The sequence below is a fragment of the Roseivirga sp. UBA1976 genome (genome assembly GCF_002336325.1).
GTDB lineage: Bacteria > Bacteroidota > Bacteroidia > Cytophagales > Cyclobacteriaceae > Roseivirga > Roseivirga thermotolerans.
The window spans coordinates 18644-35009 of sequence record NZ_DDDQ01000140.1; the positions used below are offsets into that span (position 1 = coordinate 18644).

A 16366-nucleotide genomic window follows, 5' to 3' on the forward strand; every position below is an offset into this window, starting at 1 on the left:
CAGGATATTATTGCTATTCTTGGTATGGACGAGCTTTCTGATGAAGATAAGCTTGTAGTTTCAAGAGCCAGAAGAGTGCAGCGATTCCTTTCTCAACCATTCCACGTAGCCGAGCAATTTACCGGTCTTAAAGGAGTATTGGTTGATATTAAAGATACCATCAAAGGATTCAACGAAATCCTCGATGGTAAGCACGATGATCTTCCTGAGGCGGCTTTCAACCTGGTAGGTACCATTGAAGAAGCCCGAGCTAAAGGAGAAAGACTGTTGGCCGAAGCTGCTAAATAATTGTGGCTATGCTATTAGAAGTTGTAACACCCGATAAGAAGGTTTTCGAAGGAGAAGCCAATGCGGTAACTTTTCCCGGAAGCGATGGTGAGTTTCAGGTATTAAGCGGACACGCCCCAATGATTTCTGCACTGGGCAGAGGTAAACTAACAATTAAAGCCTCCGGCAAAGAAGATGTAGTTATTATTGACGGTGGAGTGGTTGAAGTACTCAACAACAAAGTGGTGGTACTGGCCGAATCAGTAATCGAAGAGTAAGGTCTAAATAAATAGATTTTGAAAAACCCTGATCAGTAATGGTCGGGTTTTTTTGTTTGGTCACCTTGATGACTGAAAGCTTATTATGGGTTTAAGGTGGTATCAGAATTTTGGAGGATTTTCACATAGTGATTATCAATTTTCTCTTATAAATACGATTGATACAGCTGGTGAAGGAGCATTTGTTCGTTTAACTACGGTTAATTTATCTTTATCTTGAAAGACAGGATATATGTTCTTTCCTGAATTCATTTCGGCATATATGCCTATACTAGCACCATATTTTAAACCTTGTTCTGTTTCATAAATGTATTTACTTCCTTTATCGAGCGGAGTGAAAAGGCAATAAAGTCCTCCATCGGGGATACGAATATTGAAAGCTGAAATATTAGTGTGAAGCCAACCACTCTTTTCAGCATTGATTATTATTGGTTCGTTGTGTAGGTCATTAAATGTGCTACGAGGTTGACTCCTAAAGAATTCGAAATCTCCCTTAAACTCAAAAAACCTTAACATAAGAGGAGCTTCCGGAAAACCTGTATTACCAATATATATATCGATAGACTCTAGCAGGGCATTAGTGTCTTTATTTTGAGTTTTAAAGTATGCCCCCCAAGAAAACCCTGAACTTGCCTGATAACCCTTGGTTTTACCATCTTGCTGGGCAATTGAAGCTTGCGAATCACCAATTTTAATCTCCTTACTTTTAGTTGAGGATACAATAAAATCAGGTAGGTCATAGCTTTTAGGTTGTAAGTAGATGATATCGTGCTTCAGCAGTTCGCTGATTACAAGAGTTGTATCTTTAAAACCAAGTGAGCTGATATATATCAAGTTATTTTCAGAGTCTTTCGGAAGTACAAGACTAAATGTGCCATTGACATTAGAGGTAGTACCATATTTATTGGTGGTGATATCAATTATGGTTGCATAAGGTATACCATTGGTTGTGCCAGTTTCTCTTAAAACACCGTTTATCTCTAAATTTTGAGCTTGAGAATTTAGGCATATTACTACTAAAAGATATATGAAAGAAGCTTTAAAGGGCATGGAGATTCTGTTTTAGTGCACTAATAAAAAACTCAAAATTTTCATTCGTACTTTTCAAAGCATGATAAACCCCGCGTATTTTCTTTGACCTATCGACAATAAGAAGGCAAGGGGTGCCCGATAGATTTCCATGATTAGTGGTTATCCAATCATCAACCTGGTAAATATTACCCTTCCAATCCTGGAACTCATCGGAATTGGCTAGGTACCTTCTGGTATATCCCTTTAGGAGAAGTATGATATTCTCGAACCCCATGGTCTGAGCTACTTTTTTTATATTAAGAAGCTCTTTTTGAATACATGCCTCACACATACCGTCTTCAATGACAAGTATAGCTTTAGGTTGAGTAATAAGGTCAAAAAGCTTGATGCTTTTGTTGGTCTCGTACAGAGATTTAACATCGATGTTATTCAATGAATCAAAGCCAATCATCCAGTTATACAACTGAATAACCTGATAGTCGGATATGAGATTGGTCTGTCTTTCTATAGTACGATTGCTGGTTTCTTTATCCTCTTTGTTTTTTTCTCGTGCGATTATCAACTGCCCGCAATAGGTGGACAGTCCTAGAACTATCAATACTAGAATTGTTAAAAGTGCTTTCGTTTTTTTCATTTTAGATATAATAGCATTGGAAGTTCATTGTTGAGACTCATTTGGAATACCTCTTTGTACTCGTTGGGTATGTTCTCAATTTCGATACTCTCCGGCCAAACTAGTGTAGCATATGAATTATCTACTATACCCAATGGCATAGGTATTTTCAGAGAGGTACCTGGGAAAGTGATTTCCGAGTAATTGATCTGATTTGAATTCTTTAAATCATGAGTCATGAAATGGTAATCATCTATACTCGAACCATACATGTACCAATAATTGAGAGTTTCTTCTGTTATTATGGGGAACCGGATCCAAAGTACATATTTGTCTCTAGTGAGAGCCTCCTCAAACCTAACTGCTTCTTCAAGGCTATAAAGCTCTTGGGGTACCTCCCAATCATCAAATGCCAAATCATATAATGGGGTCAATCCTTCACTTTCAACTCTACTTATAAGCCCTGTGAATGGGTGAGCGTAAAGGGTTTTTCTTCCTTCTCTGCCTAATGTACTATGATAGGATAACTCTATTACGGCATTCTGCATCTCTGAGATTTCTGCATTGATGGTCTCGAATTGATTATTCCAGATTTCAAGGCCGTAAAGCTCCCTTTTATTCTTGGAGTCATCCCGAATTGCAAGAATATTATCATTATCTAATAATTCGAAATTCATTAATAAAGTATTCCTTTGGGTACTTTCAATGAAATCAAGGGAAGGTAGCTGATATTTTAAGAACTCCAGCTTACCCCTATCGTAGAGAATTAGTACGTCCTTGTCAGTGTCAATAGTAAAAGCGTAAGGTGAGACGTACTCACCTGGTCCCCTTCCAACTTTCTTCAGCTGATTTATAAAATTTCCGTTTTTGTCGAGAATTGTAATGGATTTAGACTGAAATGGATCAAGCAAATAGATACGTTTACTATCCGATTTGATTTGTTCAATATTTCCGAAGAAAATACTGTCTGGAACTTGAATATTAACAAGGCTAAACTCTGGGAATACATCATTTAAATTGGCTTTTTGAGCTTCTGTTGGAATTAGGGGGACTTCCTTTACCTTATAGTCATTGGGCTTAGAGATACATCCGTACAAGACAAAAAGAAAAATGAGTCCGGCAGATTGCATTAACTTACTTTGTTGGTTCATATAGTAGATAAGTAGTCTATGGTCAAAAGATAGTAAGGGAGCCATAATGGCTCCCTATACACTGTCTAGAATACTCCAATTGGAATGTCTGGTAGGCCAGGGCCACCAACCACGCAATCGAAGTCAGGTTTTGATTTACATCCTCTGGCTAAGAATCTGTTTTTTGCTTCATCCACCACACAGACGGTTTCCCCACATGTTATGCCATCATCCGTTTGAGCCTTAGACTCATTAGAGACTAGTATTGAGGATATAGTAAATAATATTAATGCCGGAACTACTAATAGTTTATGACGTCTTTTCATATTGGTTATTTTTTTGGTTTGAAATGTTACTTTATAATGCCTGCTACTCTTGAGGTCTGGCTATTTTGAGAAACTTCCGTTTCTTCCATAATTTAAGCTTTACTTAACTCATAAGTATCGAATCTGTAATTCCTATTTGATGAAAAGATTAAAGCTCGATTGTTGTTGGCTTTTGGAACATGGATAGTTTAGCAGTCTACACAGGTATTGCAATCAGACTTTATTAGCCTACACTAGGAAGTCCGGGGCCTCCAACGACACAATCAAAATCTGGTTTGGACTTACATCCTCTTGCCAAAAAACGATTTTTGGCTTCGTCAACTACACATACATCCGTGCCACACACAATTCCGTCATCTTCATCTTGCTGAGCGGAAGCTTTAATTGAAATAAGAGAGCTGATAAGAGCAACTACAAACAATAGTGAAAACAGTTTTTTCATTTCTATAAGTTTAATTTTTGTTTTTAGGACACTGCCTATTGGTCCTTACAATGGAACTCTTTTCTTTGATCATTGAGCAGACATTTTCAATTTGGATGAATGCGTAATGCTCAAAGGTTCCAAAAATTTAAGGCTGTAATCCTTGATTGTAAAATCCCTTAAGGGCAAACACCTTAATGAAAAGTGTACCGCGTACGAGTCATTTGCAAATGAACTGATAGTTTTAATTAATATAATAATTCGATTATATAATATCAATTTTAATTATTAAAATATATGATATAATTTTATTCAATGAGTATAAATATCAATTTGATTGTTATAAAACTATTGTATTAATAATATATGGATTAATGGTTTAATGTTTTTATAAAATTATTTAGTGCCCTATGTATTCTGATTGAGATGGCACTTTAGTGTTTAGTTCATAATACTTACCTTGAATTCATTTGATTTTGACAAACATCCATGAACCCCATAGTATTTCCATTTAACCAACCCACAAGACCTAATTTTTCAGAGATTGTCTATTATGAAGGGTTCTTTACCGCTAGTGACATAGAGAGAATAAAAAGCATGTGGGACTCTGAGAATGAGGAAAAGGCTACGCTGAGTGGAGCTAAGGAAGGAACAGATGACACACTACGGAAGACCAAGGTAACCTTTGTTAAGGAACAACCAGATAGTATTTGGCTTTACCATAGGCTGGGAGAGTTAGGCATACGGTGCAACCATGAACGATATGGGTATGATTTGCTCGGCTTTCACCATGAGCTCCAACTGGCCAGATACGGTGTTGGCGACTTCTTTGATTGGCACATGGATTTTGGTGCCGGTGAAATCTCGCATCGAAAGTTGAGTATTTCAGTTCAGTTATCCGGTTCTGAGGAATATGAAGGTGGAGACCTTCAGTTCATGATCAATCAGAATGCAGTAAGTGTACCCAGAACTAAGGGAACTGTAGTAATATTTCCCTCCTTTATACTTCATAGAGTAACTCCAATCACCCAAGGTCTTAGACAGTCCGTAGTAGCTTGGTTGGCAGGGCCGCCATATAGATAGCTTTGGCTTATGAACTACCACGTTTTAACGCAGCACTTATACTTTAACATGAGCTATGATGCTGTAAGAATCACCTTTTCTTGGGACTAGTGAGACCATTCAGCTATCTATAGAAAAATATATGTTCATCGCGTGGCGTTGAAGTGTTTAATTCGATTCTAAAAAGCTCAATTGCATCAGAACTATGCCAGCCACGCCTATGGGCTACTGAAGGAATGATATTGACTGGGACTATGATTAATCAAATCAAGATAATTTATTGAATTATGAGTAAATGGGGAATCTTTACAAATTACACTAATGTAATGTATGGATGTTAAGTTGTCCATAAGGGTAGTAAGTATTATTATGATTCGGGGAGCTATTTTATTTTCCCTGTCCTTCTTCTCTTGTTCCAGAAACCCGGAGGAACGAGCCATTGAAGAACAAACCTTAGTTGATACGGAAGTCGACTTTTTGCAACCTGTTGCAAGGGATAGTGTCTTAATTGATATTCACAACGATTCTTACTATGACTATATTCCGAAGCTCGACCGCGAGCAATATTTAAGCAATAGATTATTTATAATGGGGTGGTCCGGCTTAAATGTGAGTGTTACCGATACCACTGGCAAGTTCATTAGGCAGATTACCCGTAGGGGGAATGGTCCAGGTGAAATTCCGGTGGGCAACTATGCATCGGTATGGCAGAGTGTTGATGGCGGAATATATGTGCTTACCAGTGGAAATGCCTTTATGCTGTTTGTCTATGATGAAGAGGCAAATTTTCGATACTCTTTAAGGCTTTTTCAAGCTTTGCCTAATTTTTTTCGTGCTCCACGTACTTCATTTCATTTTACAGAAAAAGATGAAGATGGTAAATTTTACTTGACCATTGCCGTTGGTAGTACGTTACATAGTGAGTTTACCAAAGCATACTATGAAAACACCTATACTATCGGACGCTTTGAAATTAGCGAATATCAGCAGAAAATTATTTCGGCAGAAGCAGTAATGCCTTACGAAGTTTTTCCAGAGGTACAAGAGAGTTTAAATGAGGATAAAATATTCTGGTTCGATCTATACCCTATGTTCCAAAGAATAGGGAATAAAACTTATTTGACATTTTCGTTTTCAGATTGTGTTTACGTCTTAAATGAGGATTTCCAAGTTGAGGAGAAAATAAAGTCCAAGGTTCTCTCTCAGATTAAAAGGAATAAAAAGGGTTCGGATTTTCTCATGAATACCCCTAAGGACTATTATGACCTGGTTTACTATCGAAACAAAAATGCTTATAGCAACCTATATATTACTAATCTTCAGGTCTTAGATGATTTAGTCATTGTGCAATTTTCTAAACCCTCAGATCAAAGTGACTTCTTGCCGAAATTTCCCACCAAGCAACAGGTTAATGAAGATCGGATGAACTACAAAGCCTTTGTTCACAGACGAGATCGGTATTGGTTAATTTATAATTTGGAAAGTGGCAAAGAAGAGTTGATTAAGCTACCCTCTGAATTTAACACAGGTATTTTTCTGGATCAAAAGACAATGCTGGTAGAAAAGACTTTTGATGATATGGATGGATTTTACCTGATGAAATATTCGCTTCCGGAAGCAATTGGTCAATAGATTTTTTTTAAGAGTTGTTATCCTTGTTCTACTTGATTCAAGCGGATAAGAGCCTTACATTGTCCGTAGTAGCTTGGTTGGCCGGGCCGCCATATAGATAATTTAGATTTCGGATTTTCAGATGCGTTTTTAACTTGGTAGAATGAATGCTAAAAAACTTCCGCTTCTATTTCTTTTAATCATTTGCGTGACTTTATCTTCTTGCCAGTCCGGTGACTCCGGTACTAAGGAGGTCAGGCCGGCCACAGCGTCACTGGTAAAGTGGCAGGAACTAGACACTCTGTCGTTAGATCGGATAAATGCGGATATTGAGGCGGGCAAACCAACCGTAGACGTAGGGATTTACTTTCCTTCTAATTTCGATCCCGATTATAAGAAGGTGACCATGGCCTCTATGCTGGAGAGTTTTTTGGCTGCCAAAGAAATCTACAAACCAACAGGCCTGCAGTTAAATCTGTTGTTTGTAAAAACCGGAGAAATAGACCCTTCTTATTTGGCTATTCAAGCCAATGAAGTTCCCGGGGTGCCGGTAACTGAGTATGTAAATACCTATGAACATATGGAGCGACACCCGGCCAGGCTTACCGGGCATGCCCGCGAAGCGTTCGATGCTATTGTAGAGCCCGACTCACAGAATGACCGGACCATTTACCTTATCGCTCTTCAAGATGTTTTCTACCCGTTTTTGGAGGTGTCGGAAGGGAGAAACTGGACAGTGAAGTCTGTCCGCACAGGGGGACTGTCTTTTCCAACCTATTCCTACGGTAAAAACCTGCCGCGCCATCTGAGAGGAGTGATCACCATTTCTAACCTCTCTAGAGGAGACCGCAGTAGAAGAACCATAGCCCATGAGTTAGGCCATAAGCTCATGAACGTGAGCCATGAATATAGAGAAACACATCCGGGCCATGAAGTTTATGCCGATGGCGGCCTGATGCTCTACGGAAATGGTGAAGAAATACCTTCCGGTAAAGAGGGAAGATGGCACTTGGAAAGGTTGCTTCTTTCTCCATTCATCTATACGTTCGATGCAGATGGGAGTAAAGTTTGGAATGAAGACTACCAGAATAACGGCCATTATTACGATCCCATTTACGGAGATAAAGTTGTGCGATTTAAGGGAGTGCCGCCCATTGATCCTAATTGGTAGAAGTATTCAAGCTTTGAAGAGTTGACTATTACAGGCAAAACTCTGCCTCTACACTCAGTTTAGTCCCAAAAAATTTTGCGATGAGCAAGCGGGTCAGGTCTGAATTGGCCTTTCGGATAAATTTTTGACGAATTGTTAAATGCAACATAGTTGCATTAGTGTTGTTTAATTATGTTTGCAACATAGTTGCATTTATAAAACCTAAGAACAACATGTTTAAAAAACCTATTCTTTATTTAGCTGCCCTTTTTCTGGTATTTAGTGCCTGTCAGGACGATGATTCTGAGCAGCCGAATCCAATTGTAGATGAGAGTCCGTTTATCAGAGTGTTACTTTCCGACCAGGATAAACCGGACTATTATTTTCTTAACCCTAAAACCAATAAAATTGAAGTCCATGCCGGGCAGTTTGCAGCCGGTCGACTTTATACCAGCCCCGGTAAGCGCTTCGCGGCTGTAATTAACACAGACGATAATTTGGTTTCTTTTTTCGATAGCGGAGTAGAGGCTCATGACGATCATGCCCACATTAAAGGCTCTCCTAAATGGGCTCTAACCAAAGCTCAAGGTTCAAGGCCGGTTCACTTTTACGGCCGAGGAGATGATATGCTCATTTTCAACGATGGTGATGGCACAATAGATCACGCTAAAGAAAGTACCTTGCATACGGCACCTACTACCCGAAACTTTAGCGTGGGAGTGGCACATCACGGTGCTCCTGCTTTGTTTAAGAACGGTACAATTGCAGTAACGGAAAAAGATGGCTCCGTGGCGGGTACCTTGCCGGAGCGAGTGAAGATTGTAGACATGCAGGGTAATTTACTTCATGCGTCAACCATTCAGACAGGAGGTATACATGGTGAGGCCGGAAATGGAGAAACGGTGCTTTTTGGTTGTAGAGAAGGTATTTTACAGGTAGATGATGATGGGGCGCAACGGGTTATTCCGAACCCGGCTTCGTTTGGAACCGGATGGATTGGCACGGTTCTCTATGGCGAAGCGAGTGGTAAGTTTATTGGGGTGCGCTCCCGAACTGGCCTCTACGAAATTGACCTCGAAGCAGGCGAAATAAAGACCATAGAAGAAAGTAGCAAACTCTATGGAGTTGCATATGACTGGCACGGGGAGCGGCTGGTAGTGATTTACTCCGATGGTTTAGTGAAGGTGCTTGATGGGCAGTCGTTTCAGACGCTCAGTTCAAAGGTATTACCTATCGATTTTCCGGCCAGTGGTTCTGTGGGCAACCCGGTTTTTTCAGCCTCAGAGGAGTTTTTGTATATAACCAATGGAATTGAAGGTAAGCTGAGTGTTTATGATATGGAAACGTTGGAGCTTGCTAAAGAACTTAACTTACCGGGTAAACCGGCCAGAATAGCTCTATTGGGAAGTGTGGCACAGGATGAAGAAGCCCACTAATTAAGTGAGGCTGTCTCAAAAGCTAACTGTCATTCCCGACAGCGATCGGGAATCTCCCCAAACTAACTCTGTAGCCCGAAAGAGATTCCCAGTCAAGCGGGGAATGACGAAAATAGTAGCTTTTGAGACAGCCTCTTTTTATGCTAATCGATGGCGAATTTTACTTGAATACTGGTTTCTACCCTCAGCTTATCAAAGGCAATGGCATCGGCCGCTCTTGATCCGTATAGAGCATCTGAATTTGCATCGATTTTCATTTCATATGCTCTTGGTCTGGAAATGCCGGGGTTGTCGTAGTCCTGAATATGAAGTACAGTGCCAAGTTGTCTGTCTAGAGCGTTTACAAGCATGGAGGCCTTTTGCCGGGCATTTGTAAGAGCCATCAGTTTAACCTCCATTTTCAATTCGTCTTCTTTAGAATATGACACGCGTTCAAGGCCAATATTAGAAATACCGATATCGGCCAAATGGCTGATTACTTCTCCGGCCTGGGCCGCTGTTTTCACTTGTACAGTATATTCTTTTGAGGCAAACACATCGGTTCGTCTTAAAAAGTAGAATTGGAAGTTGCTGGTGAGGTCCTTGAGCGTAACTTGTTCTTTTAGGTCAATGCCTAATTTCTCCAGGGTGCGCAGCATTTTTCGTTCCAGAGTTTCTAACGATTCTTTGCCTTTGTTGTCCTTTTCGTTGAGTTGAACAGACAGGTAAATTTCGTCTGGTGTTACTTCTTTGAAAGCGACTCCGGTTACTTCAATGTAGTTCTGGTCAATAAAGTTTTTGGAATCTTGTGCCTGTACTAAAAAGGCTGCGAATAAGAATATTAGGCTTATTGTATACTTTTTCATAGGATTCAGTTTTATTTGAGATAGACAATTATTCTGCCAGTTTTGGTTGGAACGGGCCATTTAAAAACCATTTACCTACCTGCAGTTGTGAGTCCTCTTGCTAAATAGGTTGCCAGGAGCTCATGCCAGAATTTCCTCCTACCGATCTGGGCTCCACACCAATGGGATTCTGAAGAATAACCATGGGAAGGGTTAAATGGAGTGATTGAAATCGACAGTGACTTAGTGCCTAATAGAGGCCATTTGTGTCTTCACAAATGGTTGTTAAAAGACGCTGTGAAGATCACAGCTTGTGGCTAAGATTTATTCGAAAGCCCAACAAAAAAACCGGTGATAGACGTGAGTAGGCGAGAGAAGGAAGTTCTTGATTTGATTGCCGAAGAGCTTACCACGCGTCAGATTGCGGAGAAGCTGTGTATTAGCGAAAAAACAGTTGAGGGACACCGCGACAATTTACTGGCTAAGTGTTCAGGTAAAGAATATGGCTGGATTGATTCTAAAAGCCATATGCTATGGCTACATCGATGGCATAAGATTCTGAATTGCCCCGATTTAGCGTAGACTATCGATGGTAATATTCACACTTCCATACAGAAAATGATCCTGAGCAATCATAGCACCAGAGGCAATAGTCTTATAATTCTCCCAGGTGAACTCCATTCCACCCAATGGCAAAATGGAAACCCACATTTTGACTGATGTTGGCCGATTGTTTTCATCCAGAATCCATACATAAGAGTCACCCGGAGTAGAGCCGCCTGAGGTATATGTGACTTTTAGACCCTGCCGACCATCTTTAAGTTGTACAATGCTCCTCTCCGTACCCGGGTCAAAGGCCTTAAACGGAGCACAAAGCCAGAAGCTGTCGTTGTTAAAGAAATTCCAGGCCGTTTCAATCAATTCGTTGATCTGCTGTGAAGAACAGTTTTCACCACTCTGTACTATCCCCGATTTATCCGTAGGGTTTAGTATCACCTCGTGCTCGTCCCACTGCACATTCACAATGTGCTCTTGCCTGTTCCATTCGTAGTGGTGAATACCTTTAAAAGTCCAGCCAATGTGGGTAGTATTTTGCCAGGCCTCATAATTCAACGACTCCATCATTTTCATAGCCAGCTCATCGGCCTCAGGGCCTGTTTGCCCCTCGGGCTCTTTTTCGTTTTTCAAGAGATAGAAAACAAAAAGCAGGGCAATAAGGGCTACAAAGGCAATGCTGGCTATACGAAGAGTCTTTTTCATTCGGGCTTTTGAAACTAAGATAATGGATGTTTGAAACATCATGGTTGCCAAAACCTATTCAGGATAGATTTTGGCAATGAGTTGTGGGTGGGCTTCCCTGTGTGCGAAGGTGTTGCCAAAGCGCCTGCTTGGGTATTGAATACTCTAAAGGGAGTCGCTTAGGAAAACATGTTGTTTATGTATTTGTCCTTCACCTTTACGTCATCCAGCGTAAGAAATTGCTCCCAGAACTGATCGTTGGGCAGCCCGGCCATAATAATAAGTGGTTCTTTTTTTACCGGATGTTCAAAGTAGAGCCTTCGGGCATGCAGGTTGATACTTTTGTCCGGATTGGGTTTGGGGAACCCATACTTTAAATCTCCGCGAATGGGACAACCAAACTCTGCCATATGTACCCTGAGCTGATGTGGCCGGCCTGTTAAAGGTTCAAGTTCTATGAGGTAGTGATTATTCAGTTTGCCCATGACCCTAAAATTAGTTTCGGCCTTTTGCGATCCCTCTACCGGTTCAGCATAGGCCCTAACGGTATTCTTCAGGCCGTCTTTCTTTAGCCAACTCACCAGCTTGCCTTTATTTTGGCTGGGTCTTTTTTTCACCACGGCCCAGTAAGTTTTTTGCACTTTTCGGCTGGCAAAAATTTTATTCATCCTCTCCAGTGCTTTAGAGGTGCGGGCAAAAACCAATACCCCGCTAACCGGACGATCGAGCCGGTGAACAGGATGCAAAAACACCGCCCCTGGTTTATTATACTTTTCGGCAATGTATTCTTTGCAATAGTCTAAGAGGGTTTTGTCTCCGGTACTGTCTCCTTGTACCAGATAGCCTGCCGGTTTGTTCACAATCAGCAGGTGATTGTCTTCGTATAATGGTTGTACTATCTTTTCCATTAGAATTCGCTGGTAAAGTGGAACTGAATATCGGGAAAATTATCCTGAACCATTTGCAACCATGCTTTAGATTCGGCCATAAACACGAGTTTCCCGTCTTTGTCTCGCGCAATGTGTCTTTGCTTGGAGTTAATGAACTCGTTGAGCTTTTTCGGGTCTTTGGAAGAAATCCAGCAAGCCTTATAGAGCTGCATGGGGGCAAACTCTACCGATGCCCCATATTCATGCTTTAGCCGGTATTGAATTACTTCGAACTGAAGTTGTCCAACCACGCCTACTGCTTTTCTTGAGCCCAGTTCAAAGTTGAACAACTGGGCTACGCCTTCATCCATCAGTTGGTTGAGTCCTTTTTCCAACTGCTTGGTTTTCATGGCGTCTTTATTGATTACCTCTCGGAAAATTTCGGGAGAAAAAGCAGGTATGCCTCTGTAAACCCCTTTTCGGCCATTGGTAAGTGTATCGCCAATTTTAAAGTTACCCGTGTCATACAGACCAATAATATCACCCGGGTAAGCCTCATCTATGGTTTCTTTATCTTGTGCCATAAAGGCAGTGGCTTGCGATATGCGAAATTTCTTGTCTTGCCGGGTATGATAGTAGTTGGATCCTCTTTCAAACTTACCTGAGCAAATGCGCAAGAAGGCGATGCGGTTTCGGTGTTTTGGATCCATGTTGGCGTGTATCTTAAATACAAAGCCTGAAAACTCTTTGTCGGTAGGTTCTACCAGTTCGTCATCTAATTTTCTCGGTTTTGGATTAGGAGAAATCTTTAGAAAGGTGTCTAGCAACTCCTTCACTCCAAAATTATTCACAGCTGAGCCAAAAAAGACGGGGGCCACCTTACCACTCAGGTAATCATCTACATTCAGTGGGCCGTAAAGCTCGGTGAGCATTTCAACATCTTCTCTCAACTGTTGGGCATAGCGTTCGCCAATAATTTTCTCCAGTTCAGGCGAATTAATGTCAGAGAACTTGGTGGCCTCTTCGTGCAGTTGTTGTCCGCCTTTAAACAGCCTTAGGCTTTTATCATAGAGGCTATAAACACCCTGAAAGCTTTTTCCCATACCAATGGGCCAGCTTAGTGGGTGCACCTCAATATTCAGTTTGCCTTCAATTTCATCGAGCAGGTCATAAGGGTCTTTTCCTTCACGGTCTAGTTTGTTAATGAAAGAAATTACGGGAGTGCTTCGCATGCGGCATACTTCCATCAGTTTTTCAGTCTGAATCTCTACGCCTTTAACACAGTCTACCACCATTATTACAGAATCTACTGCGGTAAGGGTTCTGTAGGTGTCTTCGGCAAAGTCTTGGTGACCGGGGGTGTCGAGCAGGTTTATTTTAGTGCCTTCATATTCAAAGGCCATTACCGAGGTGGCCACAGATATACCTCTCTGTTTTTCAATCTCCATCCAGTCGGAGCGGGCATGCATATCAATCTTGCTCGATTTTACGGCTCCGGCTTTTTGAATGGCACCTCCAAAAAGCAACAGCTTTTCCGTAAGAGTGGTCTTTCCCGCATCGGGGTGACTGATAATGCCGAAGGTTCTCCGTTTTTCTATCTCCTGCGCTAAACTCATCTCGTTGAAATTGAGGTGCAAAAGTACTTAAATTATACTGCTTGGCACAAGGAAGTAAGAAATGTCATTCACCGGGTTTGCGCTTTCTTTTCCAGCGCTTATGGCTCCATAGCCAATATTTGGGTTCGTTCAATATGGTTTGCTCCAGTGCCTGAGTATGCATTTCAGTAATGGCGCCATGCGGCTCATCCAGTGGGTTTTCTGTCAAAAGTTTGAAAGTGGCCTCATAGTAGCCGCGCTTTATCTTGTCTATTTGGAAATAAACCACTGGAGCGTTGAGCTTCCGGGCAAATTTTTCTGGGCCAAAAGCCACAGCCGTTTCCTGATTTAAAAATGTAGTCCAGTATACCTTCTTAGCCAGGGTTGGCGATTGGTCTATGGCAAAGAAAATAGCCAAAGGAGTGGAGCAGTTGTCCAGTGCGCCCTGTTGTACCTGGCTTCGGGAGAACAGCTGCATTCCAAATTTTTTGCGACTTTCAAGAATCTTCTTCTCGAAGAATTTACTTTTTATGCGCTGGTAAATTCCGGCTGTTTGCATGGCCATACAGGCATTGACTGACATGGCCAAATACTCCCAGTTGTTATAATGTCCGCCTACCATAATTACACTGCGTCCTTCGGCCTGATAGCGGTCTGCTACATCGGGGTTTATAACCCTAAAACGGGCCAGTGCCTCCTCGTTGGTCATGGAGAAGGTTTTGAAGGTTTCGAAAAGACCATCGAAGAAATGGTGGTAGAATCCACTTCTTATTTCTTTTAGCTTTTCTTCGGAAATACCCGGAAATGAGCGTTTAAGATTGTTGGTTACTATTTTGGAACGGTACCTGAATACACGGAAGAGTAACAAATATGCAAAATCGGAGAAGGCATATAGCAGTGGCCAGGGTAGTAAGGAGACAGGTTTTAAAAACAGATAATAGAAGAGCCTCATCATTTGGGTTCAAAACTAACCATTGTCAGCATATCTTTCTGCACCTGGCTCTATTTTCTGTCAATGTGTCACCGTCTGTCACAAAAAATCAATTGGCATAACCCTTGTTCCATACGTGGCGGATTTTGAACTAGAAAATATTTATAGATAGATCATGGGAAAAATAATTGGAATAGACTTAGGTACTACCAATTCATGTGTTGCGGTGATGGAAGGTAACGAGCCTGTTGTGATCCCAAACAGTGAAGGCAGAAGAACCACGCCATCAATTGTGGCATTCTTGGATAATGGTAATGGAGAGAGAAAAGTGGGTGATCCTGCCAAGCGCCAGGCCATCACTAACCCAAAAAACACAATCAGCTCAGTGAAGCGATTTATGGGTAAAAAGTTTTCGGAAATGAGAGAAGAAACAAAAAACGTTTCTTACGAGCTTGAATCCGGAAGCAATGACACCGTACGGGTAAAGATTGGTGACAGAAAATATACTCCCCAGGAAATTTCGGCTATGATACTTCAGAAAATGAAGTCAACAGCTGAAGATTTCTTAGGGCAAGAAGTAAAAGAGGCAGTAATTACTGTACCGGCATATTTTAATGATGCAGAGCGTCAGGCCACCAAAGAGGCCGGTCAGATTGCCGGTTTGGAGGTGAAGAGAATTATTAACGAACCAACGGCCGCAGCTCTGGCTTATGGCTTAGACAAAAAAGATAAGGATCAGAAAATTGCCGTTTACGATTTGGGTGGCGGTACTTTCGATATCTCTATTCTTGAGTTGGGCGATGGTGTATTTGAAGTGAAGTCTACCAACGGTGATGTACACCTGGGTGGTGATGACTTTGATCAGGTAATTATCGATTGGCTGGCCGAGGAGTTCCTTAAAGATGAGGGCATAGATCTTAGAAAAGACGCAATGGCTCTTCAAAGACTCAAGGAGGCAGCCGAAAAGGCTAAAATTGAGTTGTCTTCTTCCAGCTCTACAGAAATTAACCTGCCATACATTATGCCGGTGGATGGTATTCCGAAACACTTGGTAAGAACCCTTTCAAGAGCCAAATTCGAGGCGTTGGCAGATAACCTCGTGAAGAGGTCTATGGAGCCTGTTAAGAAAGCTCTGGAAGACGCTGGCTATAGTACTTCTGATATCGATGAGGTAATTCTTGTGGGTGGTTCTACCCGTATTCCTAAAATTCAGGAAGAAGTTGAGAAATTCTTCGGAAAGAAGCCTTCTAAAGGAGTTAACCCCGATGAGGTGGTGGCCATTGGTGCGGCTATTCAAGGTGGTGTTTTAACCGGTGAGGTAAAAGATGTACTTCTGCTCGATGTTACCCCACTTTCACTGGGTATTGAAACCATGGGCGGAGTGTTCACTAAGCTTATTGAGTCGAACACTACCATTCCGGCTAAAAAATCGGAGGTATTCTCTACTGCGGCCGATAACCAACCTTCAGTTGAAATTCATGTGCTTCAGGGGGAAAGACCTATGGCCAAAGACAACCGAACCATTGGTAGATTCCACTTGGATGGTATTCCACCAGCCCCAAGAGGAGTGCCTCAAATTGAA

At 41.5% G+C, this 16366-nt stretch carries 16 protein-coding genes and 1 pseudogene; 8 read left to right on the top strand and 9 right to left on the bottom strand.

The window, feature by feature from the left end:
• A pseudogene (locus tag B3763_RS13825) lies at window positions 1-288 on the top strand (F0F1 ATP synthase subunit beta); the annotation flags it as partial.
• Window positions 289-296: 8 nt separating this feature from the next.
• A complete protein-coding gene (gene atpC / locus B3763_RS13830) occupies window positions 297-545 on the top strand; it encodes an ATP synthase F1 subunit epsilon (RefSeq protein ID WP_189628445.1) in 249 nt (82 codons plus the stop codon).
• Window positions 546-680: 135 nt separating this feature from the next.
• Here the strand turns inward: atpC and B3763_RS13835 are convergent, their stop codons facing one another.
• The 4 genes from B3763_RS13835 to B3763_RS13850 form a co-directional block, all read right to left on the bottom strand.
• Window positions 681-1595, bottom strand: coding sequence for a hypothetical protein (locus B3763_RS13835; protein ID WP_286747322.1), 915 nt, complete (start codon window positions 1593-1595; stop codon window positions 681-683).
• The gene (locus B3763_RS13840; RefSeq protein ID WP_286747324.1) at window positions 1585-2175 is read right to left on the bottom strand and encodes a hypothetical protein; all 591 of its coding nucleotides are present in this window, start codon (window positions 2173-2175) and stop codon (window positions 1585-1587) included. The genes B3763_RS13835 and B3763_RS13840 overlap by 11 nt, the downstream gene beginning before the upstream one ends.
• A 32-nt stretch (window positions 2176-2207) precedes the next feature.
• On the bottom strand, window positions 2208-3320 hold the full coding sequence (locus B3763_RS13845; protein ID WP_286747325.1) for a 6-bladed beta-propeller: 1113 nt from the start codon (window positions 3318-3320) through the stop codon (window positions 2208-2210).
• 549 nt (window positions 3321-3869) lie between these two features.
• Complete coding sequence (locus tag B3763_RS13850) at window positions 3870-4088, bottom strand: hypothetical protein (RefSeq protein WP_286747327.1); 219 nt, start codon at window positions 4086-4088, stop codon at window positions 3870-3872.
• Between the two features lie 468 nt (window positions 4089-4556).
• Between B3763_RS13850 and B3763_RS13855 the strand changes: the two genes are divergently transcribed.
• The 4 genes from B3763_RS13855 (at window position 4557) to B3763_RS13870 (ending at window position 9326) form a co-directional block, all read left to right on the top strand.
• A complete protein-coding gene (locus B3763_RS13855) occupies window positions 4557-5150 on the top strand; it encodes a 2OG-Fe(II) oxygenase (RefSeq protein WP_286747329.1) in 594 nt (197 codons plus the stop codon).
• Window positions 5151-5459: 309 nt separating this feature from the next.
• Window positions 5460-6761 (top strand): 6-bladed beta-propeller, encoded by a 1302-nt coding sequence (locus B3763_RS13860; RefSeq protein WP_286747331.1) that lies wholly within the window; start codon window positions 5460-5462, stop codon window positions 6759-6761.
• A gap of 142 nt (window positions 6762-6903) precedes the next feature.
• The gene (locus tag B3763_RS13865; RefSeq protein WP_286747333.1) at window positions 6904-7911 is read left to right on the top strand and encodes an ImmA/IrrE family metallo-endopeptidase; all 1008 of its coding nucleotides are present in this window, start codon (window positions 6904-6906) and stop codon (window positions 7909-7911) included.
• A 212-nt stretch (window positions 7912-8123) separates the two neighbouring features.
• On the top strand, window positions 8124-9326 hold the full coding sequence (locus B3763_RS13870) for a YncE family protein (RefSeq protein WP_286747335.1): 1203 nt from the start codon (window positions 8124-8126) through the stop codon (window positions 9324-9326).
• Between the two features lie 143 nt (window positions 9327-9469).
• Here B3763_RS13870 and B3763_RS13875 read toward each other — a convergent pair whose 3' ends face one another.
• Window positions 9470-10171: an SIMPL domain-containing protein gene (locus B3763_RS13875; RefSeq protein WP_286747337.1), complete on the bottom strand. Its 702-nt coding sequence runs from the start codon at window positions 10169-10171 to the stop codon at window positions 9470-9472.
• Between the two features lie 339 nt (window positions 10172-10510).
• On the opposite strand from B3763_RS13875, the gene B3763_RS13880 reads away from it, so the two are divergent.
• On the top strand, window positions 10511-10732 hold the full coding sequence (locus tag B3763_RS13880) for a response regulator transcription factor (protein ID WP_286747339.1): 222 nt from the start codon (window positions 10511-10513) through the stop codon (window positions 10730-10732).
• On the opposite strand, the gene B3763_RS13885 is transcribed toward B3763_RS13880, so the two are convergent.
• The 4 genes from B3763_RS13885 to B3763_RS13900 form a co-directional block, all read right to left on the bottom strand.
• The gene (locus B3763_RS13885; protein ID WP_286747341.1) at window positions 10724-11410 is read right to left on the bottom strand and encodes a hypothetical protein; all 687 of its coding nucleotides are present in this window, start codon (window positions 11408-11410) and stop codon (window positions 10724-10726) included. The genes B3763_RS13880 and B3763_RS13885 overlap by 9 nt on opposite strands.
• A 158-nt stretch (window positions 11411-11568) precedes the next feature.
• Window positions 11569-12297, bottom strand: coding sequence for an RluA family pseudouridine synthase (locus B3763_RS13890; protein ID WP_286747343.1), 729 nt, complete (start codon window positions 12295-12297; stop codon window positions 11569-11571).
• Window positions 12297-13874, bottom strand: coding sequence for a peptide chain release factor 3 (locus B3763_RS13895; protein WP_189628437.1), 1578 nt, complete (start codon window positions 13872-13874; stop codon window positions 12297-12299). The genes B3763_RS13890 and B3763_RS13895 overlap by 1 nt, the downstream gene beginning before the upstream one ends.
• Before the next feature lie 64 nt (window positions 13875-13938).
• Window positions 13939-14808 (bottom strand): lysophospholipid acyltransferase family protein, encoded by an 870-nt coding sequence (locus B3763_RS13900; protein WP_286747344.1) that lies wholly within the window; start codon window positions 14806-14808, stop codon window positions 13939-13941.
• A 151-nt stretch (window positions 14809-14959) separates the two neighbouring features.
• On the opposite strand from B3763_RS13900, the gene dnaK reads away from it, so the two are divergent.
• Window positions 14960-16366: molecular chaperone DnaK (gene dnaK / locus B3763_RS13905; protein WP_286747346.1), on the top strand; the 1407-nt coding region annotated here is incomplete at its 3' end.